The 23186-nt window shown below is 61.3% G+C and carries 17 protein-coding genes and 1 tRNA gene; 9 read left to right on the forward strand and 9 right to left on the reverse strand.

Annotation, left to right across the window (positions count from 1 at the left end; all coding sequences use genetic code 11):
* Window positions 1-1515 (forward strand): tripartite tricarboxylate transporter permease, encoded by a 1515-nt coding sequence (locus KHO53_RS04910; RefSeq protein WP_010220959.1) that lies wholly within the window; start codon window positions 1-3, stop codon window positions 1513-1515.
* Window positions 1508-2539, forward strand: a complete 1032-nt coding sequence (locus KHO53_RS04915; RefSeq protein ID WP_010220958.1) for an AbrB family transcriptional regulator — start codon at window positions 1508-1510, stop codon at window positions 2537-2539. The genes KHO53_RS04910 and KHO53_RS04915 overlap by 8 nt, the downstream gene beginning before the upstream one ends.
* A gap of 45 nt (window positions 2540-2584) precedes the next feature.
* On the opposite strand, the gene KHO53_RS04920 is transcribed toward KHO53_RS04915, so the two are convergent.
* The 4 genes from KHO53_RS04920 to ung all read right to left on the reverse strand — a co-directional run bounded on the left by KHO53_RS04920 (window position 2585) and on the right by ung (window position 9897).
* On the reverse strand, window positions 2585-4849 hold the full coding sequence (locus KHO53_RS04920; protein WP_213570046.1) for an autotransporter outer membrane beta-barrel domain-containing protein: 2265 nt from the start codon (window positions 4847-4849) through the stop codon (window positions 2585-2587).
* A gap of 221 nt (window positions 4850-5070) precedes the next feature.
* Window positions 5071-6966: a hypothetical protein gene (locus KHO53_RS04925; RefSeq protein ID WP_213570047.1), complete on the reverse strand. Its 1896-nt coding sequence runs from the start codon at window positions 6964-6966 to the stop codon at window positions 5071-5073.
* 202 nt (window positions 6967-7168) lie between these two features.
* Window positions 7169-9076, reverse strand: coding sequence for a hypothetical protein (locus tag KHO53_RS04930; protein WP_213570048.1), 1908 nt, complete (start codon window positions 9074-9076; stop codon window positions 7169-7171).
* Window positions 9077-9204: 128 nt separating this feature from the next.
* Window positions 9205-9897: a uracil-DNA glycosylase gene (gene ung / locus KHO53_RS04935; protein WP_010220954.1), complete on the reverse strand. Its 693-nt coding sequence runs from the start codon at window positions 9895-9897 to the stop codon at window positions 9205-9207.
* Between the two features lie 126 nt (window positions 9898-10023).
* On the opposite strand from ung, the gene dspII reads away from it, so the two are divergent.
* Window positions 10024-11133 (forward strand): enoyl-CoA hydratase/isomerase DspII, encoded by a 1110-nt coding sequence (gene dspII / locus KHO53_RS04940; RefSeq protein ID WP_213570049.1) that lies wholly within the window; start codon window positions 10024-10026, stop codon window positions 11131-11133.
* 8 nt (window positions 11134-11141) lie between these two features.
* Here dspII and KHO53_RS04945 read toward each other — a convergent pair whose 3' ends face one another.
* Window positions 11142-11519 (reverse strand): hypothetical protein, encoded by a 378-nt coding sequence (locus tag KHO53_RS04945; RefSeq protein ID WP_010220952.1) that lies wholly within the window; start codon window positions 11517-11519, stop codon window positions 11142-11144.
* 213 nt (window positions 11520-11732) lie between these two features.
* Here KHO53_RS04945 and KHO53_RS04950 point away from each other — a divergent pair, with 213 nt between their 5' ends.
* From KHO53_RS04950 to KHO53_RS04970, 5 genes are all read left to right on the forward strand, one after another.
* Window positions 11733-13229, forward strand: coding sequence for a sensor domain-containing diguanylate cyclase (locus KHO53_RS04950; protein ID WP_026001186.1), 1497 nt, complete (start codon window positions 11733-11735; stop codon window positions 13227-13229).
* 2 nt (window positions 13230-13231) lie between these two features.
* Window positions 13232-13453: a cysteine-rich CWC family protein gene (locus KHO53_RS04955; RefSeq protein ID WP_213570050.1), complete on the forward strand. Its 222-nt coding sequence runs from the start codon at window positions 13232-13234 to the stop codon at window positions 13451-13453.
* Between the two features lie 27 nt (window positions 13454-13480).
* Window positions 13481-14173: a pseudouridine synthase gene (locus tag KHO53_RS04960; RefSeq protein ID WP_010220949.1), complete on the forward strand. Its 693-nt coding sequence runs from the start codon at window positions 13481-13483 to the stop codon at window positions 14171-14173.
* Between the two features lie 321 nt (window positions 14174-14494).
* On the forward strand, window positions 14495-15379 hold the full coding sequence (locus KHO53_RS04965) for an alpha/beta fold hydrolase (RefSeq protein WP_010220948.1): 885 nt from the start codon (window positions 14495-14497) through the stop codon (window positions 15377-15379).
* 157 nt (window positions 15380-15536) lie between these two features.
* Window positions 15537-15610: transfer RNA gene (locus KHO53_RS04970), tRNA-Gly, on the forward strand.
* Between the two features lie 58 nt (window positions 15611-15668).
* Here the strand turns inward: KHO53_RS04970 and KHO53_RS04975 are convergent.
* On the reverse strand, window positions 15669-16076 hold the full coding sequence (locus tag KHO53_RS04975) for a DUF2388 domain-containing protein (protein ID WP_232531767.1): 408 nt from the start codon (window positions 16074-16076) through the stop codon (window positions 15669-15671).
* Window positions 16077-16225: 149 nt separating this feature from the next.
* Here KHO53_RS04975 and KHO53_RS04980 point away from each other — a divergent pair, with 149 nt between their 5' ends.
* Window positions 16226-17923, forward strand: coding sequence for a SulP family inorganic anion transporter (locus KHO53_RS04980; RefSeq protein WP_010220946.1), 1698 nt, complete (start codon window positions 16226-16228; stop codon window positions 17921-17923).
* A 65-nt stretch (window positions 17924-17988) separates the two neighbouring features.
* Here the strand turns inward: KHO53_RS04980 and KHO53_RS04985 are convergent, their stop codons facing one another.
* The 3 genes from KHO53_RS04985 to KHO53_RS04995 form a co-directional block, all read right to left on the reverse strand.
* The gene (locus KHO53_RS04985; protein ID WP_213570051.1) at window positions 17989-18918 is read right to left on the reverse strand and encodes an IS110 family transposase; all 930 of its coding nucleotides are present in this window, start codon (window positions 18916-18918) and stop codon (window positions 17989-17991) included.
* A 247-nt stretch (window positions 18919-19165) separates the two neighbouring features.
* Window positions 19166-20761, reverse strand: coding sequence for an enterochelin esterase (gene fes, locus KHO53_RS04990; RefSeq protein WP_249684268.1), 1596 nt, complete (start codon window positions 20759-20761; stop codon window positions 19166-19168).
* Between the two features lie 7 nt (window positions 20762-20768).
* A complete protein-coding gene (locus KHO53_RS04995; RefSeq protein WP_100782810.1) occupies window positions 20769-23183 on the reverse strand; it encodes a TonB-dependent receptor in 2415 nt (804 codons plus the stop codon).
* Window positions 23184-23186: the final 3 nt, after the last annotated feature.

Below are 23186 nucleotides of genomic sequence, written 5' to 3' on the forward strand. Positions count from 1 at the left end.
ATGGATACGCTTGGCTATCTCGGCCAGGGCTTCGGCGTCGCCCTGAGCCCCTACAACCTGGTTACTGCCCTCACCGGCACACTGATCGGCACCGTGGTCGGCCTGTTGCCGGGCCTGGGCCCGATCAACGGCGTGGCGCTGCTGATCCCGATTGCCTTTGCCCTCGGCCTGCCGCCGGAGTCGGCGCTGATCCTGCTGGCAGCGGTGTACCTGGGCTGCGAATACGGTGGGCGGATCAGCTCGATCCTGCTCAACATCCCCGGTGAAGCCTCGACGGTAATGACCACCCTCGACGGCTACCCCATGGCCCGCCAGGGCCTGGCCGGAGTGGCGCTGTCGCTGTCGGCCTGGAGCTCGTTCATCGGCGCCTTAATCGCTACCTGTGGCATGGTGCTGTTCGCACCGCTATTGGCGAAATGGGCGATCGCCTTTGGCCCGGCGGAATATTTCGTGCTGATGGTGTTCGCCATTGTCTGCCTCGGCGGCATGGCCGGTGACCGGCCGTTGAAGACCTTCATCGCGGCGCTGATCGGGCTGTTTCTCTCCAGCGTCGGCATCGACGCCAACAGCGGTGTGTACCGTTTTACCGGTGACAGCGTGCACCTCGCCGACGGCATCCAGTTCGTGGTGCTGGTCCTGGGCCTGTTCTCCATCAGCGAGATCCTCCTGCTGCTGGAAAAAACCCATCACGGCCACGAAGCGGTGAAAGCCACCGGACGCATGCTGTTCAACTTCAAGGAAGCGGCCTCGGTGTTCCTGGTCAACATTCGCTGCGGCCTGCTCGGCTTCATCATGGGCGTGTTGCCCGGTGCCGGCGCAACCCTGGCCAGCGCCGTGGCCTACATGACCGAGAAGCGCATTGCCGGTGCCAGCGGCACCTTCGGCAAGGGTGACAAACGCGGCCTGGCGGCGCCGGAAACCGCCATCGGTGCTTCCTGCTGCGGCGCCCTGGTACCGATGCTGACCCTCGGCGTACCCGGTTCGGGCACCACGGCGGTGATGATCGGTGCCCTGACCCTGTACAACATCACCCCGGGGCCAATGCTGTTCGAACAGCAGCCAGACATCGTCTGGGGCCTGATCGCCTCGTTGTTTATCGCCAACATCATGCTGGTGATCCTCAACATCCCGATGATCCGCATCTTCACCCGCATCCTCGCCGTGCCGAACTGGGCACTGGTGCCGGTGATCGCGATCATCACCGCGATCGGTGTGTACGCAGTGCATGCCACCACCTTCGACCTGTTCCTGATGATCGGCATCGGCATCTTCGGCTACATCCTGCGCAAGCTGGACTTCCCACTGTCGCCGATCCTCCTCGGCTTCATCCTCGGTGGGCTGATGGAGCAGAACCTGCGCCGTGCGCTGTCGATCTCCAACGGCGCCCTGGACATCCTCTGGTCGAGCCCGATCAGCGTCAGCGTGTGGGGCCTGACCATCGCCATGATGCTCCTGCCGCTGCTGCGCATCTGGCGCAAGCGCAGCCTTCAGCGCCGTGCCCTGGCCGATGTCTGATGGCCGCCTGAAACTGTACTGGGCCACCGGCCTGGTCGGCTTGGCTGGCGGTTACCTCGCCAGCAGGGTCGGCTGGCCACTGCCATGGATGGTCGGCTCGTTGCTGGCGATCATCCTGGTGCGTTGCCTGACGCCCTGGCAACTGAGCGAGATCCCCGGTGGGCGCAAATGCGGGCAGTGGATCATCGGCATCGGTATCGGCCTGCACTTCACCCCGGCGGTGGTCGAGCAGGTGGCGAGCAACTTCGGTTTGATTTTCTGCGGGGCACTGATCACCAGCGTCTCCAGTGTGGTCGGGGTGTGGTTGCTGCGCCGTACTGGTGAAGACCGCGCCACGGCGTTCTTTTCCAGCATGCCCGGCGGCTCCGGGGAGATGGTCAACCTCGGCGCCCGCAACGGCGCGGTGCTCAGCCAGGTGGCGGCAGCGCAGAGTTTGCGGGTACTGGCGGTGGTGCTGTGCGTGCCGGCGCTGTTCAAGTTTTTGCTCGGCAATGGCGTGCCGTTGACCCACACCGGCAGCGTCAACTGGAGCTGGCTGGTAGTGATCTGCCCGCTGGGCGTGTTGCTGGCCCTGGGTTGGCAGCGCTTGAAACAACCCAACCCGTGGCTGTTCGGGCCGTTGCTGGTGGCGGCGGTGGCCAGTGTCAGCGCCAACCTGCAGGTTGCCCTGCCCGACGGCGCCAGCCAGATCGGCCAATGGCTGATCGGCAGCGGCCTGGGCTGCCACTTCAACCGCGCGTTCTTTCGCCGGGCGCCGTCGTTTCTCGGGCGCACCTTGATCGCCACGGCCTTGACCATGCTGATCGCCGGTATCGCCGCCTGCGTGCTCAGCGTCATGACCAACCTCGACCTGCGCTCGTTGACCCTGGGCATGATGCCCGGCGGCATCGCCGAAATGAGCCTGACCGCCGAAACCTTGCAACTGTCGGTACCGCTGGTCACGGCGCTGCAGGTGATGCGTTTGCTGTTCGTGCTGTTTCTGGCCGAGCCGTTGTTCAGGCATTGGGACAAACGCTGCGACTGAAACAAAAAAAGAGGAAGCCAAGGCTTCCTCTTCTTCTTTACGCGCTTACCAGGTGAAACGCACCCCGACGTTGGCACCGAACGGCTTCTCGATCTTGTCGCCGTTGCTGTAATCGATATCGGCATGCAACTGCAGGCGCTCGGACAGCGACACGGCAATACCGGCACCGACCTCGGCACGCGAGCCGGACAGGTCGTTGTTGAACACGTTGTCGTTGACCTTGACCTGGTTGTTCTTGGCGAACTCATGCACCGCGGCAGCGCGCAGATACGGCTGGGCAAAACGGCCCTCGCCCAGGTCGAAGTTGCGACCCACCGTGGCACCGGCTTTGCCAAGCACCGAGGTAGTACGGTCACCTTCAGCCTTCAGGCCGCTGTCCAGGTCGTAGGACGCACCCTGGATGCTCACGGCCGACACCTGGGCGAAGGGTTCAACGAAGTAGCCGTCATCGAGCTTGATGTGACGACCGAACTCGGCCGATGCACCCACACCGCTGGTCTTGTAGTTGCCCTTGGCCTGGCTGCCGTCGCTCATCGCCACCTTGGACTTGTTGTCGAGGCGGTTGACCTTGGCCACCGCGTCAAAGTAATAACCGCTGTCCTGGTCCAGCCAGGTGGTATAGGCACCGGCGTAGTAGCTGTCGACAGTACCGGTAGTACCGCGGCTCAGGTCCAGGTCGGACTTGCTATGACCGGCCAGCACACCGACCAGCCATTGGCTGTCGCCCACCTGGGCATCGGCACCCAGGGTAAAGCCCTGCTGGGTTTGCTTGTAGGCGGTGCCAGACGACTCGGCAACGTTGTACTTGCTGCCATAAGCCCGGCCCCAGGCGCCGCTTTTACCTTCGTTGTAGCGCAACTCGCCCATGCGGGTACGCAGCGACGACAGCTCGCCGTACCACACGGTTGGTGCGGTATTGAACAGCGCCAGGACCGAACGGGTGCCTGGGCTGATGACCTTCTTCTCGGTGTCCAGGTGCCAGTCGTTGCCTTCCTTGGTCAAGCCGTAGGAAAACGCACCTAGGTCTACAGGACCGTTCAACAGGCTGAATTCGGCGTCGCCGCCGCCGGTAGTGACCACGGTGATCCGTTCAACGTTAGCCGGGTCGTGACCACTGGCACTGATGGCGAGGGTGTGCTGACCGTTGGCCTGACCGCTGACATTGAGCAGGTCGGCTTCGCCAGTGGCGAAGTCAGCCGACATATGAAAGGTGCCGTTGCCAGACAACTCTCCCAGGTCAAGGCGATAGAACTGGCCAGGCTCGCCGAATTGCACATGACCGCCCTGCAGGCTCAACTGCTCAACCTGGCTGTCGTCAATCAGCGCCCAGGTGCTGTCGCCATTGAGCGCCAATGCGTCGACGTTTTCCAGGCGCCCCTTGAACAGCGATTGATCGTTCAGGCTCAGTTGCGCCGCGCCGCCCGCGGCGACGATCACGTCACCTTCCAGGCTGGCGTTGCTCAAGTCCAGATTTGCAGTGCTGCCTTCACCAACCAGGATGTTACCGACCAGGGTGCTGCGGCTGACCTGCATATCCGCCGAGCCGGCGTTCTTGAGCTCAAGCAAGTTGCCGTTGGCGCCTTCCAGGCTCGAACCATTGAGCACGTCGATACGGGCGGTAGTTGCAGAGTCCACCACCAGGGCCGCTCCAGTCCCCCCGATCACTTTGCTATTGTCCAGGAGCAACGTCGGGGCCTGCTCGTTGGCTTCAGAGCCATAGTATTCATGGGACAAGCGCACGCCGCTCTCGGCGCCTTCTATCACGCTGTTGTACGTCTGCGCCTGGCCGCCGATCATCAGCAGACCATCAGCCGTAGCGCCGCTCAGGCTCGAGTCTTTGAGCGACAGGCTGCTATAGGCGCTGAGCGTTGCACCGAATCGGCCACCGGTGATTTCGCTGCTCTGGACCTGGACCTCAGAACCGGTTGCCGAGCTATCCATTAATCGACCAATCGTCAGGCCACTGCCTTGGGCGCTATCGATACGAGCGTTAGCGATGCGGGCGGTACCACTGACCAGGGCAACAGCGTTGTTTGAGCCCCCGGCAGTGACCGTGCCACCGTCGATGTTCAACAGCCCCTTGCGCACTTGAATGTGCTCGGTACGGGAACCCTGGACATTCAGGGTGGCATTTTCCATTACGCGATAGTTGTAGGACGGCGTCCCCGAGGTAGCGGTAAAGGTCTGGTTGCTTTCGACAACCTTGGTGATAGCCAGGGCCTGAGCCGATGCCATCACCAAAGGTGCGACAAGGGCTGCCTGCAAGGCGCACGAAAGCGCCGAGGGTTTGAAGATGCTTGGCTTGGTCATGAGATTCTACTCCGCAGCATTGAGACTATTCAGTTCCGGATTAAACAGAGCCAACTAGTTCAAGCCCCGTTTGTTCGGAGCGCAGAATAGAAACTTCTGACAGAATCTTATGTAGGAATATTCCTCATAAGAAGTAGGCGCAATCAACAGGTAGTGTCGCGTCTATATAGAAAAAATGAAGCCGAGCATTGCTCGGCTTCATTCATTATCAAACAATCAGCTTATGGCCTTCCTGGGCAAAGCCCGGTCCCCTGTTCGCCAAAGTAGTAGTAAGACTTCACTGGAGAACGGCCAATTGCCTGGCCACCACGTTCCTGAATCCAATACAGCTCGACAAAGCCGCTGCGTAGCGGTTCCATGCAGGGAATCCATGGGATTATGAGATTTACCCCAGTGTCAACTTCGTTTTGATTGAGTACTTCCCGTGTAAAAGATGAACGCGTCGCTTCGACAGGCACCGAATTGGTAAAACCTTCCAGGCCCAGCCAGTGCAAAGTAATGGTGTCGCCCACTTGAAGATGTTGAGCATCAAGAATCCTGGCATTAACACCTCGCCATGGAAAATCGGAACAACTGATACCCACTTGGTTACCGAGCAAATTCAACTCAGGCTCGTTGACCGCTGCCAATGGAATGGCACTGACATCCACCAATTGACTGCCCGACGACTGGAAGTTGGTGGTGGTCGCATTGGCAAAAGTTTTATAGAACAGCGGAATGTCCGTTCCATTGCCGACCGTGACAATATCGTCCCAGCTGATCTGCAACGGGATCGAATCACCGGGAGTGTCTGTGCTCAGCACTGTGTAGGTGGCCACCAACAGGTTTTCCGGACCATAGTAAAGCCGAATAACCTCCCCCGTTTGCGCAGGATCATACAGGGTAAAACTGACGTCGGCAGGCTGGCCTGCATCCTCTGGGCGCAGAAGATTCAGTTCCCCCGTCGACGAGGTCAGGAGCGGAACATCCAGCTCCGGATTGACCGGATCGGGCTCGCCCGGGTTAGGCGGCCCAATCAACTCCAGGTCAACTTCCACGTCCAGGACAGGAGAAGGGTAGGTTTTGCTGCGGATGACTTCATAGCGCACTTTGGCCGTATGCGCGGTCCCCTCGACCCCGTTGGAAATAGTCGCCCACGATGCAGTAAACGGCAAAGGCCAGTTAGGCGTTGGCGGCAGGATGGCTCGATTCACATAAATATCATTCCAGTACACACGTACTTCATCGCCCGCCAGGGCATTGGTATATTCATCCACCTCGATCAGCACGCCTTCACGTGCCTCGACAATATCAATGGGCGCTGCATCCACCCTGGGTGGTAGCAGGTCGATGGGCGTTGGCTCGAGGATTACGAATACTTGCTGACGGTGTGCCAGCTTGCTCGGATTGCCGGCCCGGTCTTCCAGTATATAGGTCACCTGCTTGGTACCCGGCCCAGCAAGGAGCAACTCGTCTGTTGTCAGCACTACATTGATGGGCCTTTCACTGACCAGCCCGCCCTTATTGGGTTGCGACTGCTCATCGCCAAAGAGGATTGCCCAATAGTCACCCACTTGCGGGTCAAGGTAGTCTGGAATCTGCAACACTAACTGATTGTCGTGCGCTTCCAGATACTCAGGCGTCACCGTGGCATCCGGCAGATCCGCCGGAAGAATGATGGCCGCTGGAAAAGCGCCAAGATTCGGATCTAGCCTGTCGACTGTTACCGTAAGATTTTGCGAAACCCCATCATTGGGATTTATGGAGTTGACGACATCAAAGTAGACGATTTTCTCACCGTGAGACTCAAGCACCGGATCCTGCAGCGTCACGGGAATGGGAAACGAGACCACATGGGGCACCGGCAACTCAAAACTGTGAACGGGCTTTTCGTTAATGTAAACGGTTACCGTATCGATCGTACTGGGCGGCCCGACTGTAGTAAAAGCCGGAATGTCCACCTTGAGCCCTTCGGGGATTTTCGGTGTACGCAGCAAATTAATCTGTCCCCCTTCAATATTTTGCTCTGTGTTAGTGGGAACAGGCGGATTGAAAAAATTCCGAAAACGTCTAGGCTGCGGCGCTCGCGTCTTGGCTTTTACAGTCGGCACACCGGTTGTCTCTTCAAACTTGGTCATCTTGGTATCTCCTGAAAATATAAATAGATTTGGAACACCATCAGCACCACACCGTCGGCCCCAGCCGCCACTCTGCCGTCCAGCAGCCAAGTGGTAACAAAGCCAAACATTGTTAAAAGCAGAACGTCACCCTAAGTACGGGTGTTCAGCACTTCACCGTGCTGAACAAAACCTCATGCACAACACTGTTCAAGTTTCCGGATCACAGTACAAACCCGTGCTCAGATCGAGGACAGAGAGTCGCGCGCGCTAATCCAGAGTTGCCCGCACCGCTTCCGTCAGCCTTATCAAGTCGGTAACGGACATTCCCGCCGCCACGCCCGTCCTCCCGTGCTGCCAACTTGATCAACGGGTCGTAGGGCAGCACGGTAAAGATGTAACCCTGCTCGGACTCAAGATCCTCACGCGTCAGCACATGTTCGAAACTTGCCTGGGTCCCGGGAATAGGGTTATTGCCTATCTGGCCGTAGTCGCCTTCCCAGTGCAGGGTAATTTTGTCATCTACCTGAAATTGCGAGTCTTTCGGAATTTCAACCCGCACGCCCAGCCACGGTTCGTTGCTGCAGTTGATCCACTGGTTTCGATCGGCGTCTGGGAAAGTGGCGGGTGCCAGGCCTTCGATGACTCGCACCTCGACACGCACGGATGTAATGGGCGACCGTTGCCGGTTAACCCCGTTGAAAGTGGTGTACTGCATCGGCAGGGCAGGTGAATTGCCGACACTATGGATAATCGCCCAAGGAACGCTCAGCACGATCAATTGCCCGCCGACATCCTCAGCCTTCACCTCGTAGCGATCTACCGCCTGCGGATGGCTCCCCCAGAACAATTCCAGCACCTGGCCGTCTTGCGGGTTGTCGTATAGAAGGATCTCGACGCGCGCGTCCTGCCCGGCATCGGCGCCTGTGAGTACATCATCGGCTGTCAGGCCCTTGACCACAGCCGGTAGCAACAAGGGGTTGACCGGGCCTGGACCCGGAGGCGGACCGGCCACCGTCAGGTCGACGTCCACCCATAGGGTCGTAGAAGTGAGCGAAGCCCCGCCACGTCGCCAGGTATAGTGCACCCGATCAACAAAAGGTGCAGCAAAGCCTCCCGCCGCGAGGATTGCCCAACTGACCGGGGCCCTCAAAGGCCACTGCTGGTTCTCGGCAATGGTGATAAGGCGAAGCGCCAAACTACGCCAGTAGACCTGAACCTGATCGCCTTGCTGTGCATCGCTGATGACGTCGATGTGAACCTCGACACCTGCGCGGGCATCTTCCAGGTCAATCAGCCCATCGATATCGAACCTGGGCACCCGAGGGTCAGGCAGGTCGCCCGGCAATTCATCCAGCACTACCTCAATTGGCTGGACCTCGGATTTTGGCCCGCGGTTACCGGTTCGATCTTCCAGGCGATAGTAGGCTTTATGCGGGCCTGAACCGCTCTCACGGACCAGCATCGCATCGTATTGCACGATGATCGGCGCATTGACATCGGTGATGCGCAACTCACCGGCATAGGGCAGTTCGCGTGATTGCTCATCCGTATCGATAACGGGCAACTTTTCCCAGTAGTAGGTCAGCAGGTCGCCCCCCCTGATATCTGGCCAAGGCTCGACCCGGGCATCGACCGTGTCGTGCCGGCTGAGATAATCCTCGGTAACGCCGCTGATCAGGACTTCCTGGTCAAACTGCAGGGGTGTACCTTCTTCGTCGCCATTGGGCGCCTGCTTATCGATGAACAGGTGCGTTGCGTGAGAAGTGGACGGGTTAAACGATACCGTAACGCGGTACTCGACCCGGGCGGGGCCAGGCGCCGCCATGTACTCCGAGGGCATCTTGCAGACAACCGGGATCACATCTTCCGGAATCACTGGCTGAGTGAAGGTAAATGTTTCAACCACATCGCTTCGCCAGAGAAACTCAACTTTCGTATCCACGTTCGGAGGAGCGGCACTGTAATCAGCCCAGATCTCCTCGATCCTGATGTCCAATGGGCGTAGCTGATCTTCCTTGCGGACCAAATGCCCCAATAGGTCATCGTCCGTCAGCTCCATTGCGGCCGGGATGACCGGCGCTGCGTAGCGTTCCCGGGGATTTACAGGATCATCAGCATCGTGAGCCATGGCGACAGCTCCTTCCAGAGAAGAGGACCGTGGCAGCCCGCTAGTCGCCGGCTGCGGTGGAAAACCTGGAAGTATTAGATGCCTATTTCAAATCGGCCGAAACTGACAAAAATGCTAGGTACCCGGCCTCAAACCGGCGGCAAACGCCAGTCGATCGGGGTCAGCCCGCGCTGCTCGAGGAAGCGGTTGGCCTGGCTGAAATGCCCACAACCGAGAAAGCCCCGGTAGGCCGACAACGGCGATGGATGCACCGACTTGAGTACCAGGTGCTTGGTGGCATCGATCAGCTTCTGCTTGCTCTGGGCATGGGCGCCCCAGAGCAGGAATACGCTGTTGGGCTGGTGTTCGCTGACCACCTCAATGATGCGGTCGGTGAAGAACTGCCAGCCCCTGTTGGCGTGGGACGCGGCATTGGCACGCTCGACGGTCATGGTGGTGTTGAGCAGCAATACGCCCTGCTCGGCCCAGGACTGCAGGCAGCCGTGCTTGGGGATCTCGATGTTCAGGTCACGCTGCAACTCTTTGTAGATGTTCACCAGCGACGGCGGCGGCGCCACCCCCGGCTGCACCGAGAAGCACAGGCCATGGGCCTGGCCCGGGCCGTGGTACGGGTCCTGGCCGAGGATCACCACCTTGACCTGGTCCAGCGGCGTGGAGTTGAGGGCGTTGAAAATCAGCGGGCCTGGCGGGTAGATCTCTTTGCCGGCGGCGTGTTCCTCACGCAGGAATTCGCGCAGCTGGTGCATGTAGGGCTGGTCGAATTCGGCGCGCAGGGCCTCTTTCCAGCTCGGTTCAAGTTTGATGCGGTCGTCGTCAGTCATGGTCGGGTCCGTAAAACAATGGCGCGACACTAGGAAAGCTGCCTGCGCTTGTCAATCGATCCGACCGGCGACCGCCGAAATCACCAGCAGCGGCCATACTTGTGCGGATCAACCACGAGGTCGCCCATGGCTGCAGTACAGTGCGAAGAACTCACCGGCGTCGACGGCGCGCGCATCGGTGTCGCCACGCTCAATGCGCCGCAAACCCTCAATGCCTTGTCGCTGCCAATGATCGAGGTACTCGATGAACAGCTCAAGGCCTGGGCCGATGCCCCGGACATCGTCTGCGTACTGCTGCGCGGCAGTGGCGCCAAAGCCTTTTGTGCTGGCGGTGAGGTGCGCAGCCTGGCCCAGGCCTGCAGCGACCATCCCGGCCGGGTACCGCCCCTGGCGGCGCAATTCTTTAGCGCCGAGTATCGCTTCGATTACCACCTGCATACCTACCCCAAACCGCTGATCTGCTGGGGCCATGGCCACGTGCTGGGCGGCGGCATGGGCCTGTTGCAAGGCGCCAATGTGCGCGTGGTAACGCCAAGCAGCCGCCTGGCCATGCCGGAAATCAGCATCGGCCTGTACCCGGATGTCGGTGGCAGCTGGTTCCTGTCCCGCTTGCCCGGCAAGCTGGGCTTGTTCCTGGGCCTGACCGGCGCACCGATCAACGCCACCGATGCCCTGGACCTGGGCCTGGCGGACCGTCTGCTGGGCGAAAGCCAGCAGGAAGAACTGCTCGATGACCTGCTGCAACTGAACTGGCAGGAGCAGACCGCCCTGCAGCTCAACAGCCTGTTCAAGGCGCAGCAGCATGGCGCCCAGGCTGAACGGCCCGAACCCCAGTGGCTGCCCAGGCGCCAGCAGATCGACGCCCTGCTCGATGTCGCCGACCCAGTGTGCGCCTGGCGCGCCATCGCCCAGTTGCGCAACCACGCCGACCCGCTGTTGGCCAAGGCCGCGCAGACCATGCTCGAAGGCTGCCCGTTGACTGCACACCTGGTGTGGGAGCAGATCCAGCGCGCCCGCCATCTGTCACTGGCCCAGGTGTTCCAGATGGAATACACCATGAGCCTCAACTGCTGCCAGCATCCGGAGTTCAGCGAAGGGGTGCGCGCACGGCTGATCGACAAGGACCAGAAACCGCGCTGGCACTGGGCGGATATCGCCCAAGTGCCAACGGCGGTGGTCGACGCGCATTTCAGCAAGGCGTGGGAAGGACGTCACCCCTTGGCGGACCTGGCCTGAACGGCGCCTCAGCGGCGCCAGTTGCGATCCGGCCAGCCGTCACGGTTGCGCTCGTGGCGTGACGAACCCTGGCGGTAGCGGTCATGGCCGCGGCCCGGATACGGCTTGTAGTAGTTATGCGGAGTTTCCCGGTAATAGCCGTGGGGTGCAGGACGGTAGTAATGCGGTGGTGGCGCGTAGTAACGCGGGGGTGGTGCCACGTAGTAGCGCGGCTGCGGAGCTACGTAATAACCACGATTGTAGGGATAGGACGGCCGGTAGTAACCCGGATAGCCGTAGCTATCGGCGGTATAGATTTCAGTGCGGTAATAACCGTGACCTCCATAAGGGACACAAGCGGTAGTCAGCAAACCCAGCACTACAATCAGCAAAAGTCGGCGATTCATGGCGGCCTCCTGGACCGCGAAACTGCCCATCCCAGCGGCGCTGGTCGGCGTCGATCGGCAAGCGTGCATCGACATGAAATAAGACTGCCAAAAACAGGTCCGGTGCCATTGCTGCAATAAATTGATACAAGGCCGATACCCTTAAAAATCGTAAAGTTATTTTTCTGCCAGACCACTAGAATGAAGGCCATTGGCCCACAGACCGGGAATGTCATGCCGCCTCGTTCCGCCCTGTTTTCGCAGCGCTCGCTGATCCTGACATTACTGCTCTTGCTCGCCTGCGGCTTTTTGGCGACGTCCCTGCTGAGTTACTTCGCCTCGCGTAGCTCGATCCGCGACAACATCGTCAACACCGAACTGCCGCTGACCTCCGATACGGTGTATTCGGAAATCCAAAAGGACCTGGTGCGGCCGATCCTGGTCTCCTCGATGATGGCCCACGACACCTTTCTGCGTGACTGGGCGCTGGCCGGCGAACGGGACCCTGCTCAGGTGAACCGCTACCTGAACGAGGTCATGCGTCAGCACCACGCCTACACGGCGTTCTTCGTCTCAAACACTACCGGCGTCTACTACCAGGCCAAGGGCGTGCTGAAGAAGATCGACCCGCAGGCGCCCCGCGATGCCTGGTACCAACGGGTGCTGACCCTGAACACGCCCTACGAGATCAACGTCGACCTCGACATGGCCAACCAGGATCGCCTCACGGTGTTCATCAACTATCGGGTGTTCGACTACGACGGCAAGTTCATTGGCGTTGCCGGTATCGGCCTGACGGTCGAAGCGGTGATTCGCCTGATCGATGATTACCAACAGCGCTACCAGCGCCGGGTGTTCTTCGTCGACCGCCATGGCCGCGTGGTGCTGACCGGCTCCAGCGGCGGCCCCCATGGCGCCCGGTCTGGCCAGTCGCTGACCGAGCTGGACGGTTTGCACAACCTGCTCAAGCAGATGCCCACCCCGGTCAGCGGCAGTCATGAGTACCGCAGCAGCGACGGCCACAGCCATTTCCTCAATGTGCGCCTGGTACCGGAGCTGAACTGGTTCCTGTTCGTTGACAAGCGCGAAGACGGCGCCATGGACGCCATACGCCAGTCGCTGTACCTGAACCTGGCGATCTGCGCGATGATCACCCTGGTGGTGCTGTCGCTGCTCAATGCCATGGTCAAGCGCCATCAGGACAACATCGAAACCTTGGCCACCCTCGACAGCCTCACCGGCCTGCCCAACCGCCGCGGCTTCGACCTGCTGGCCGCGCAAGCGCTGCAGGAAGCCCAGCGCGAACCCAAGCCGCTGATCGCCCTGCTGATCGACCTCGACCACTTCAAGGCGCTCAATGACACCCATGGCCATCTGGCCGGCGACGAAGTACTGTGCCAGTTCGCCCAGGTGCTGGAAGACTGCCTGCGCCATGCTGATATCATCTGCCGCTGGGGTGGTGAGGAATTTATCGTGCTGCTCAAGGACACCGACAGCCACAGCGCCCTGGCCGTAGCCGAGAAGATTCGCAGCAAGACCGAAGCACTGGCCTTTACTTATGCCGGGCAGCCGATCCATCTGACCGCCAGTATCGGCTTGAGCAACCTGCAGGCCGACGATACCCTGCACAGCCTGATCGCCCGTGCCGATCATGCCCTTTACCGGGCCAAACAGAGTGGACGCAACCGCGTCTGCAGCGAGATGCCCCGATCCGACCATGAACAGCCTTGACCATGAATGACACCCGCCGCTGCCCCGCCTGTGGCGCCAGCAACGATTGCAGCCTGGCCGACCCGCGCACGGCCGCCCAGGCCTGCTGGTGCTATGGCGTGAGCATCGACCCCAAGATGCTCCAAGCCCTGCCCTGCGAGCTGCGCAACCAGGCCTGCCTGTGCCCACGCTGCGCCAAGGTCGAGGCGCAATTGCAGGCAGCCAAGGCCGCGCCCGAAGGTTAAACTGTCGCGCCCTGCGCCTGGCTTTGTATGCGTCTCGATCGATTCCTCAGCAACCTGCCCTGCTTCAGCCGCCAGCACGTTCGCCTGCTGCTGGTGGAACGGCGCGTGCGCGTGGATGGCCAGTGCGTCAGCGATCCGCGCTTGGACGTGCGCGAGTTCAGCCGTATCGAGGTCGACGAGCAACTGCTGCAGGCCGGGCGCCCGCTGCGCTACCTGATGCTGCACAAGCCCCAGGGCTGCGTCAGTGCCACCCAGGACCCGCAGCACCCCACCGTGATCGAGTTGATCGACCAGCCCGACACCCAGGACCTGCATATCGCCGGGCGCCTGGACTTCAACACCACCGGGCTGATGCTGCTGACCAACGACGGCCTGTGGTCGCGGCGCCTGACCCAGCCACAGACCAAACTGCCCAAGGTCTACTACGTCGAGACCGAGCAGGAGATTGGCGAACACTACATCGACAAGTTCCGCCAGGGTTTCTACTTCGCCTTCGAAGACCTCACCACCCTGCCCGCCGAACTGACCTTGCTGGGCCCGCGCAGCGCACGCCTGAGCATCGTCGAGGGGCGCTACCACCAGGTCAAGCGCATGTTCGGCCACTTCGACAACAAGGTGCTGCGCCTGCACCGCGAACGCATGGGCCCGTTGCAACTGGACCCGAACCTGCAGCCCGGCCAGTACCGGGCGCTCTATCCCGAAGAAATCCAGGCAATCTGAGCCTGCGACCGCCTGGCGGAAAATTTTCGCCAATTACCCCAAAGGCACTTGCGGGTTGGCTGAGTGCCTGCTTGAATCCAATCGTCGGTCTGCTTGTGACTCACCAGTCACAGTTGTAGTCCAAGACACCTTTTTGCCGGCGACCCATGCCTCGAAGCATTGGCGTCCGGCAGATTGCCCTCCTAGAACAATACCGGTCGACCCGCGTGCCACAGGGATCGACCAGGGCCCTCAGCTTCTTCAAGGCGTATGCCTACCTGTCATAAAGAACGCGCATCCTTGCATGTGCGAACACCCTTTTTTGCGCCAGGAGTCGACGACATGAGGCCAGAAATCGCTGTGCTTGATATACAAGGTCAGTATCGGGTTTACACGGAGTTCTATCGAGCAGACGCCGCTGAGAAGACGATCATCCTGATCAATGGTTCGCTGGCCACGACGGCCTCCTTTGCCCAGACGGTGCGCAACCTGCACCCGCAATTCAACGTGGTGTTGTATGACCAGCCCTACGCCGGCAAGTCCAAGCCCCACAACCGCAATGAGCATTTGCTGACCAAGGAAACCGAAGGGCAGATCCTTCTGGAGCTGATCGACCACTTTGGCGCCGATCACGTCATGTCCTTCTCCTGGGGCGGCGCCTGCACCCTGCTGGCCCTGGCGCACAAACCACGGCGCATCGAAAAGGCGGTGGTCAGTTCGTTCTCGCCGGTAATCAACGAACCGATGCGCGACTACCTCGAACGCGGCTGCCAGTACCTGAGCGCCTGCGACCGTTATCAGGTCGGCAACCTGGTCAACGACACCATCGGCAAGCACCTGCCGTCGCTGTTCAAGCGCTTCAACTACCGGCACGTCAGCAGCCTGGACAACCACGAATACGCGCAGATGCACTTTCACATCAACCAGGTACTCGACCACGACCTGGGCAACGCTCTGCGGGCGGCGCGGGTGATCGACATTCCGGTACTGTTCATGAATGGCGAGTGGGACGAATACACCACCACCGAGGATGCCCGCCAGTTCGGTCAGCATGTGCGCAACAGCCACTTTCGCGAGATCCGCGCCACCGGCCATTTCCTCGACATGGAACACAAGGCCGCCTGCCGCGACACCCGTGAAGTGCTGCTGGGTTTCCTCAAGCCTGCGCTGAAAGAATCGCGTCCCCGTTACAGCTACACCCAGGAGCACCATGCACTGGCTATCTGAGCGACACGGTGACCGGTAGCGCAGCCTCCTGCATCAACGGCCCCAAAGGCCAGAAAGAAGATGCACGACCTTGCGCTAGCGGCCACCGGCCGATGGCTCTGCAGCAACAAAGAGCTTCAAATCGCGGCGAAGTTCTGGTACAAAGTCAGCCCTGAAAGCGGGTGTCGTATAATGGCATTACTCCAGCTTCCCAAGCTGATAACGAGGGTTCGATTCCCTTCACCCGCTCCAGCTTCTTCCAGGTTCCAGCGCAGCTGAGACCTTGGCCACCGCCCTGGTGGCTATTTTGCTAATTGCCCTTCGCCTCAACCACCGCCAACACCAGTATTTGCTGGGCCAGCTCGCTGTCCGTTGCCCCTGTTGCATGCCCCTTGCTGCGCAACCAGTGCAGTGCCGATTGCAGATAGACACCCCGGTAAGCCCCGTCGCTGGCAATGAACGCCGCAGCATCGTCGCGGGCTTGCGCAAGCACCCGCTTGCCATCGCTGTCGGAAGTCCCCTCGGAGGCCATGGTTGGCCCGAAGGTGGTTGCCCCGGTGAGCATGAAGGGCACGTACACCGTGGCCCCCAGGGTCAGCATGCCATCGACATTGCCAGTGCCATCGCCAAAGATGTCGCCCATGCCCTGGGCGGTGCAGCACCAGGCCAGGCACAGCAGGCCTGCAGGTTTTTTCCAGCTATTGAGTATGCGTTCCATCGGCTTCCATTCACTGATCCAAATATTCGGGCGGCATTTTCCACGGCTTGCACCAGACTTAACAGCGGTGTTTTTGATTTGACGCCCTGCCCAGGCTCTACGCGCTGCGCTTTAATAGCCCACCGCGAAACACTCGAAAGGATCCGTGCATGTTTCTCTCCCGCTGGCTGCCTGGCCTGGCCAATCTGTTGCAGTACCGCCGTGAATGGTTTCGCCATGACCTGCAGGCCGGCTTGTCGGTGGCCGCGATCCAGATCCCTATCGCCATTGCCTATGCGCAGATCGTCGGACTGCCGCCGCAGTACGGCTTGTATGCATGCATCCTGCCGATGATGGTCTATGCCCTGATCGGCAGCTCGCGGCAGTTGATGGTCGGCCCGGATGCCGCCACCTGCGCCATGGTCGCCGGGGCGATCGCGCCGTTGGCCTTGGGCGACCCGGCGCGGCTGGCGCAATTGTCGGTGATTGTCACCATCCTGGTCGGTTTGATGCTGATCGGTGCCGGGCTGGCGCGGGCCGGGTTCATTGCCAGTTTTTTCTCGCGGCCGATCCTCATCGGTTACCTCAACGGTATCGGCCTGAGCCTGCTGGCCGGGCAACTGGGCAAGGTGGTGGGGTTCCAGATCGAGGGCAACGGCTTCATTCTCAGCCTGATCAACCTGCTGCAGCGCCTGGGGGAAATCCACTGGCTGACCCTGGTGATCGGCGTCGCCGGGCTGGGCTTGCTGATCTGGCTGCCGCGCCGCTACCCACGCCTGCCAGCGGCGCTGGTGACAGTGGCGGTGGCAACCCTGGTGGTCGGGCTGTTTGGTCTGGACCGTTTTGGCGTGGCGGTTCTCGGCCCGGTGCCGGCCGGCATGCCGGAACTGGCCTGGCCGCACACCAATCTGGAAGAAATGAAAAGCCTGCTGCGTGATGCCCTGGGTATCGCCACGGTCAGCTTTTGCAGCGCCATGCTTACCGCCCGCAGCTTTGCTGCCCGTCATGGTTATGCGATCAACGCCAACCATGAGTTCCTGGCCCTGGGGGTCACCAACATTGCCGCCGGGGTTTCCCAGGGCTTTGCCATCAGCGGCGCCGACTCGCGCACCGCGGTCAACGACATGGTCGGCGGCAAAAGCCAGTTGGTAGGGATCATCGCCGCCCTGGTCATCGCCCTGATATTGCTGGCCTTCACCACGCCCATGGCGTGGATTCCGCAAGCGGCGTTGGGCGCGGTACTGCTGATGGCCGGCTGGGGGCTGATCGATGTGCAGTCGCTGAAAAAGATCTACACGCTCAGCCGCTTCGAGTTCTGGCTGTGCGTGCTGACCACCGTCGGCGTGCTCGGGGTCGGCGTGCTGCCGGGCATCATCATCGCCGTGACCCTGGCGATCCTGCGCCTGCTCTACAGCATCTACCAGCCCACCGATGCGGTGCTCGGCTGGGTGCCGGGCATCGAAGGCCAGGTCGACATCCGCCGCTACAAGGAGGCGCGCACGGTACAAGGGCTGGTGGTGTACCGCTTTGACGACGCGATCCTGTTTTTCAATGCCGACTACTTCAAGATGCGTTTGCTCGAGGCGGTGCATCGTGAGGAGCAACCGCGCGCGGTGCTGTTCGATGCCGAGGCGGTCAGCTCGATCGATGTCAGCGGCATTGCGGCCTTGCGCGAGGTGCGCGACACCTTGAAGGCCCGCGGTATCTACTTCGGCATCGCCCGGGCGCGCGGACGCTTTTTGCGCATGCTGGTGCGTTCGGGGATCGCACGGGAGATGGAAAACGGCTTGCTGTTTGGTTCGGTGCGTTCGGGGATCAGGGCGTATCGGTTGTGGCGCAATCGCAGTCGCAAGGAACAAACGCTCTAGCACTGGCAAGGCCAGCTCCCACAAGTTCGGTGCATGCAGAGCCATTGTGGGAGCAACTGTCTTGATCAGGCTGTTTGCACTCGCCAAGGGGTATTGTCCCGCAGCATTGCATTCAGCCTGACGATCAGCACCCGCATGCAGGCTACGAGGGCCACTTTGGCGCACTTGCCACGCTCCCGAAGTGCTTCGTAGCGTGCTTTAAATTCCGTGTTGTGGCGGATGATGATCCAGCTCGACATGTACAGAACTCGCCTTACATGCGCCCGCCCCCCCCATATCTGGCGGTGCCCTCGATGGCTACCGCTATCGTTGTTGTAAGGCGCTACGCCCACCAGCGCGGCGATTTGACGGCGGTCCAACTGCCCCAGTTCAGGCAGTGAGGCGAGCAGATTTGCGGCGGTTACTCGACCGATTCCGCTCACCGCCAACAACTGACGCGCCCTGGTATCGTCAAGTTGCACCATCGCCTGGTCAATTTCTTCGTCGAGGCGTTTGATCAGCACTTTCAGCTGTTCTATGTGCTCATCAAAGTGGGCCATCACCATTGCCGAGCGGCATTGCAGGCGACGCCGCTTGTAGTCATCACGGCTCTGCACAAATTGGGCGCGCTGCTTCACCAGCTCTCGCAGCTCTTCGCGTTCAGGGCTGACCGGTTGGCCTTGAGGGGCGCTGAGGTGTGCAGCGAAGTCCGCAAGGACTTCGGCGTCGATCTTGTCGGTTTTGGCTTTTTTACCCATGGCATCGGCGAATTTTCGGGCACGGGCTGGGTTGATGCAGATGGTTTCGAAACCCGCTGAGCGCAATGCAATCAGCACCTCTTTCTCGTAGCCGCCGGTCGCTTCAATCAACACTCTGCTGATCTTGAAGTCCTTCAGTCGCCCGATCAGCACATCAAAGCCTGGGCGTTCATTGACTACTTCGAAGCGGATTTTCTGAGGTTTGATGCAGATTTCCAAAGTGGCTTTGGCAGTGTCGATTCCAACAGAAGACAACATGGCTGAACCCTCTTACACTCAGTTGTGAGAGCGCTCTGGCTTGGCCCACGCTTGTGATTCGAGAGGCGCTCAATCAACTGTTCGGGCTCGGGCCAGGGTGGAGAGGTGAATGGCAGCTTTGCTCCCACACGTGCTTTAAGCACTACCGGCGTACAGCTTGCCATTCACCGCTCTCACTTCTGATTCTATTCCTACCTAAAGACACAAGCCGGCCTTACCGGCGATGGGCTGCAAAGCAGCCCCGTTGTCAGCCTGGCTGACAGGTTTTCGGCAGTTGCGCAGCCTCGCCGATCAAGCTGATCAAGCCACACGGCAAGCTGCCCCGCCATTGCAAGTAATCATGCCCGGCCGGGTACTCGACCTGCTCCACCGGGTATCCCTTGGCCAGCAATACATCACGCAAATGGCGGTTGGTGTCGAGGATTTTCGGCCCTTCGAACAAGCCCGACTGCAAGTAGAAGCGCAGTGGTTGCTTGGGCGCCTTGACGTACTCGCGGGTAAGCCAGCCTGGCTCTTCACCTTCTTGCCCCCACCAATAGGAACCGGACAGGCTCAGCACATTGCCGAACAGTTCCGGGTGCTTGAGGCCCATGTAGGCCGAGGCCAGGCCTCCGTAGCTGGAGCCCGCGACCACGGTGCGCTGCGCCGCTGCCGCCAGGCCTTGCTGGCGTGCCCAGGGCATCAGTTCTTCAGCCATGAAACGAGCAAACTGCGGGTTCGGCGGCAACTCCTGCTGGCGGCTGAGGTCGCTGGGGTTGGCGATGATCAAGGCCGCGGTTGGCGGGATCAAGCCATCGGCGATCAGGTTGTCGAGAATGGTCGGGGTCGGCACCTGGCGCGTATAGGCGTGCGCATCGAACAGCACCAGCAGGCCCTGCCCCTCAGCCCCCGCCTGCCACTGTGCCGGGCGGTACAGGTAGACATCGCGTTGGTTGCCCAGCAAGGTGCTGCTCAGCACCTTGCGCTCCAGGCTGCCACGCGCAATACCCTTGCGCTCGACCACCCAGGGTTGCGCGGGCGCAGCCGGCAGTTCCAGGCGCGAGCGCGACAGGTACGGGTCGCCACTGCCATCAGCAAAGCTGTTCGGGTTCAGCGGGTCACGCCGGGTGCTGGCGAGGATCATCCGCCGATCATCCGACGCCGGTACGTCCGGGGCCAGTTGATAGCTCAAGCGTGCAGACGAAGGCAGCAGATAGCTGCGAAACCACACGTCACTGTCGCCGAGACGTTGCAGCTCATCGTGATTGCCCGAGGGCGCGCCGAACACCCGCACATTGTGCTCGGCACCGCGCCAGAGGAAGGTCACCAGGCTCATGCCCGGCTTGTCCGCCACGGCTTCGACCATGGGCGTGCCCCGTTGCTGACGCGTTTTCCAGAACGCATCGGTGCTCGCCCCCTGGGCCAACTGTTGTTGCAGCGCACGCAGGGTCGGGCTCGGCAACGGTACGGCGCGGCGCTGCTGCTCGCTGGCCGCAATCACCTGTTTCAGACTCAACGCGTAGGTTGCCTGCGGCCGGTTGGCCAGCACCTCGGCACGCAGGCCGTAGGCGCCATCGCGCTCGGCGATGAAGATGAACTCGCGCGGCTGGTCCTGACCATCGATCAACAGCCGCAGCGGTTGGCCCCGGGCATCGAGCAGGCGCAGGCTGACATCGCCCTGCAGCCGGCCCTGGACCAGGTCGCCGGCCTTGAGCTGCAAGCTCCAGACCGGTTGTTGCCCCTGGGCAACGCTGGCGCTGACGGTTTGCCCCGGTTGCAGGGGCCTGTCGGCGTTCGCCATCGCGTTGCCACTCACACACAGGACCAGCGCCACGGCGCAGCTCCACTGACTGAAAGTCTGCATGTTCACCTCAGAAGTCGATGCTGGCGGAAAGTTTCAGCGTGCGTGGCTCGCTGACCGTGGCATAGCCGTCGTTGAACACCCCGGCCCAGTAGGCGCGGTTCTCGACGTTCTCAAGGCTTGCACGCAGCACTACATCCTTGCTGAGGATGCGCGTGCTGTAGCGACCGCCAAGGTCGTAGCGGGTCCACTGCGGGATCTTCAGGTCGTTGGCACTGTCGAGGTACTGCGAGCTGCTGTGGATGCCCAGTGCGGTCAGGGTCAGGCCCGGGACCCAGGGGGTGTCCCATTCGGCGCCGAGGTTGGCCGACCAGGCCGGCACACCCCGGGCGGTGTTGCCATCGAAGGTACCGCCGGCGGTGCGAGTCAGTTCGGCACGGGTGTAGGTGACGCCACCAAGCAGGCGCACGCTCGGGGTCAGCGCGCCGAACAGGTTCCATTCCACGCCGCGGTTACGCTGCTCACCATCGTCGGTGTAACGGTTGCTGGCACGGTCCAGGAGCATGCTCGGCTTCTCGATCTGGAACACGCTGAGGGTGTGGGTGAAATCGCCCAGGTCCCACTTGACCCCGGCCTCCATCTGCTTGGCCTTGTACGGGGCGAACTGCTCGCCGTAGTTGGCGGCGGCAAGGTCGGTGACCATGCCGCCCTGGGTCAAGCCCTCGATGTAGTTGGCGTACAGCGACACCGGCGCATCCCAGGGCTTGAGCACCAGGCCCAGGGCCGGGGTCAGGGCGCGCTCGTCATAGGCCGGCTTGCTCATCTTCTGCCGCACTCGTTGCGAGCGTACCCCGAGGGTCAGCAGTACTTTGTCGTCGATAAAGCCCAGGGTGTCGGCGACGGCGAAGCTGGACAGGGTGTTATCGCCGGTCTTGTCGCTGGAACCGATGTCACCGGCAATGATCGGCTTGCCCGGGTGGTAGATGTTGGTCACGTACTTCTTGCCGGTCACCGTGGCGGCGCGGCCGATGTCCTGATGCAGCAAGGTGGTGCTCAATACCACCTGGTGGTTGACCGGGCCGGTGACGAAGTTGCCACGCACCCCGGCTTCGGTGGACAGGCTATGGGTGTAGCCCGCCTGGTTATAGGTCTCGCCGCTGGCATCGCCGTTGGCACCGGTGACGATCACCCGGGTGCCGTTGAGAAAACCCTTGTAGCGGGTGCGGGCGCTGCCGACGCTGGCGTAGGCGGTCCAGTCGTCGTTGAGGTCGTATTCACCGCGCAGCACCACGGCCTTGCTGATTTGCTTGGCGGAAATGCCGTCGAGGATGTTGGTGTCCGGTTTCGGCGCCTTGGTGACATGGCCCAGTTTGCTGAAGCCGGCCATCATCGGGCTGCCGTCCTCAAGTTTTTCGTGGCTCTCATAGGCATCCAGTTCAAGCTTCCAGCCGTCGCCGCGATAGTCCATGCCCAACGATGCCAGGGTGCGGTCCTTGGATTGCTGGTCGACGCCGGTTTCGCCGCTGCCATATACACCGTTGAAGCGAATGCCCAAGCGTTGCTCGTCGCCCAGGCGACGGCTCAGATCGATGTGTTCAGCGACATAACCGTCGGACACGTAGCTGCTGGTCAGGCGGGTCAGCGGCGCTTCGCCGGCGCGCTTGGGCACCAGGTTGATCACCCCGCCGACACCGCCGTTGGGTGCCATGCCATTGAGCAAGGCACCGGGGCCTTTGAGCACTTCCACCCGCTCAAGGAACTCGGTCGGCACATGGCCATCCGGGGCCAGGCCATACAACCCGTTTAGCGCAAGCTCGGTGGAGTCAAGGGAGTAGCCACGGATCATGAAGTTCTCGTAGGCGTGGCCTTCGCCGGTGCTGAAGCGGATCGACGGATCGTTGCGCAGCACCGCGCCAACCGTGCCGCTTTGCTGGTTTTCCATGTGCTGGGCGGTGTAGGAAGTGACGTTGAACGGTGTCTCCATCACATCGCGATTACCCAGCATGCCCAAGCGTGCGCCGCGGGCGACCTGGCCGCCACTGTAGGCCTCGGGCAGGCCATCGGGATTGCTGCTGGCATTGATGTTCAGCTCACCGAGGGTCAGGGCGCCGTCGCTGTTCAGGCTGCGCAGGATGATCACACCGTTCTCTTCACTGGCGACCAGGCCAGTGTTGGCCAGCACGCGCTGCAAGGCCTGCTGCAAGGTGAACTGGCCCTGCAATGCCGGTGCGCTGCGACCCGCCAGCAATTGGCTGTCGGCGGCGATAGCAACCCCGGCTTCACGGGCCAGGGCATGCACCGCGGCTTCCAGGGACTGCCCCGGCAGGTTCAAGCTCAGGGCCGGCGCGTCAGCAGCCAGGGCGGCGGCGTGAACGCCAGTCAGTGGCAACAGGCTGGCGCTGCCCAGGGCACAGGCCAGCACCAGCCGACGCAGGGTACCGGGGAAAGCCGCAGGGGGTGCCGGGCGGGCATGGGGAAGCGACATGAT

Origin of the sequence: Pseudomonas sp. RC2C2 (genome assembly GCF_018390435.1) — a bacterium.
Taxonomy (GTDB): Bacteria; Pseudomonadota; Gammaproteobacteria; order Pseudomonadales; family Pseudomonadaceae; genus Aquipseudomonas; species Aquipseudomonas donghuensis.

Excerpts from the sequence above, each read along its gene's own strand:
- KHO53_RS04910 (WP_010220959.1), top strand. The coding sequence starts at position 1 with ATGGATACGCTTGGCTATCTCGGCCAGGGCTTCGGCGTCGCCCTGAGC.
- KHO53_RS04915 (WP_010220958.1), top strand. The coding sequence starts at position 1,508 with ATGTCTGATGGCCGCCTGAAACTGTACTGGGCCACCGGCCTGGTCGGC.
- KHO53_RS04920 (WP_213570046.1), bottom strand. The coding sequence starts at position 4,849 with ATGACCAAGCCAAGCATCTTCAAACCCTCGGCGCTTTCGTGCGCCTTG.
- KHO53_RS04925 (WP_213570047.1), bottom strand. The coding sequence starts at position 6,966 with ATGACCAAGTTTGAAGAGACAACCGGTGTGCCGACTGTAAAAGCCAAG.
- KHO53_RS04930 (WP_213570048.1), bottom strand. The coding sequence starts at position 9,076 with ATGGCTCACGATGCTGATGATCCTGTAAATCCCCGGGAACGCTACGCA.
- ung (WP_010220954.1), bottom strand. The coding sequence starts at position 9,897 with ATGACTGACGACGACCGCATCAAACTTGAACCGAGCTGGAAAGAGGCC.
- dspII (WP_213570049.1), top strand. The coding sequence starts at position 10,024 with ATGGCTGCAGTACAGTGCGAAGAACTCACCGGCGTCGACGGCGCGCGC.
- KHO53_RS04945 (WP_010220952.1), bottom strand. The coding sequence starts at position 11,519 with ATGAATCGCCGACTTTTGCTGATTGTAGTGCTGGGTTTGCTGACTACC.
- KHO53_RS04950 (WP_026001186.1), top strand. The coding sequence starts at position 11,733 with ATGCCGCCTCGTTCCGCCCTGTTTTCGCAGCGCTCGCTGATCCTGACA.
- KHO53_RS04955 (WP_213570050.1), top strand. The coding sequence starts at position 13,232 with ATGAATGACACCCGCCGCTGCCCCGCCTGTGGCGCCAGCAACGATTGC.
- KHO53_RS04960 (WP_010220949.1), top strand. The coding sequence starts at position 13,481 with ATGCGTCTCGATCGATTCCTCAGCAACCTGCCCTGCTTCAGCCGCCAG.
- KHO53_RS04965 (WP_010220948.1), top strand. The coding sequence starts at position 14,495 with ATGAGGCCAGAAATCGCTGTGCTTGATATACAAGGTCAGTATCGGGTT.
- KHO53_RS04975 (WP_232531767.1), bottom strand. The coding sequence starts at position 16,076 with ATGGAACGCATACTCAATAGCTGGAAAAAACCTGCAGGCCTGCTGTGC.
- KHO53_RS04980 (WP_010220946.1), top strand. The coding sequence starts at position 16,226 with ATGTTTCTCTCCCGCTGGCTGCCTGGCCTGGCCAATCTGTTGCAGTAC.
- KHO53_RS04985 (WP_213570051.1), bottom strand. The coding sequence starts at position 18,918 with ATGTTGTCTTCTGTTGGAATCGACACTGCCAAAGCCACTTTGGAAATC.
- fes (WP_249684268.1), bottom strand. The coding sequence starts at position 20,761 with ATGCAGACTTTCAGTCAGTGGAGCTGCGCCGTGGCGCTGGTCCTGTGT.
- KHO53_RS04995 (WP_100782810.1), bottom strand. The coding sequence starts at position 23,183 with ATGTCGCTTCCCCATGCCCGCCCGGCACCCCCTGCGGCTTTCCCCGGT.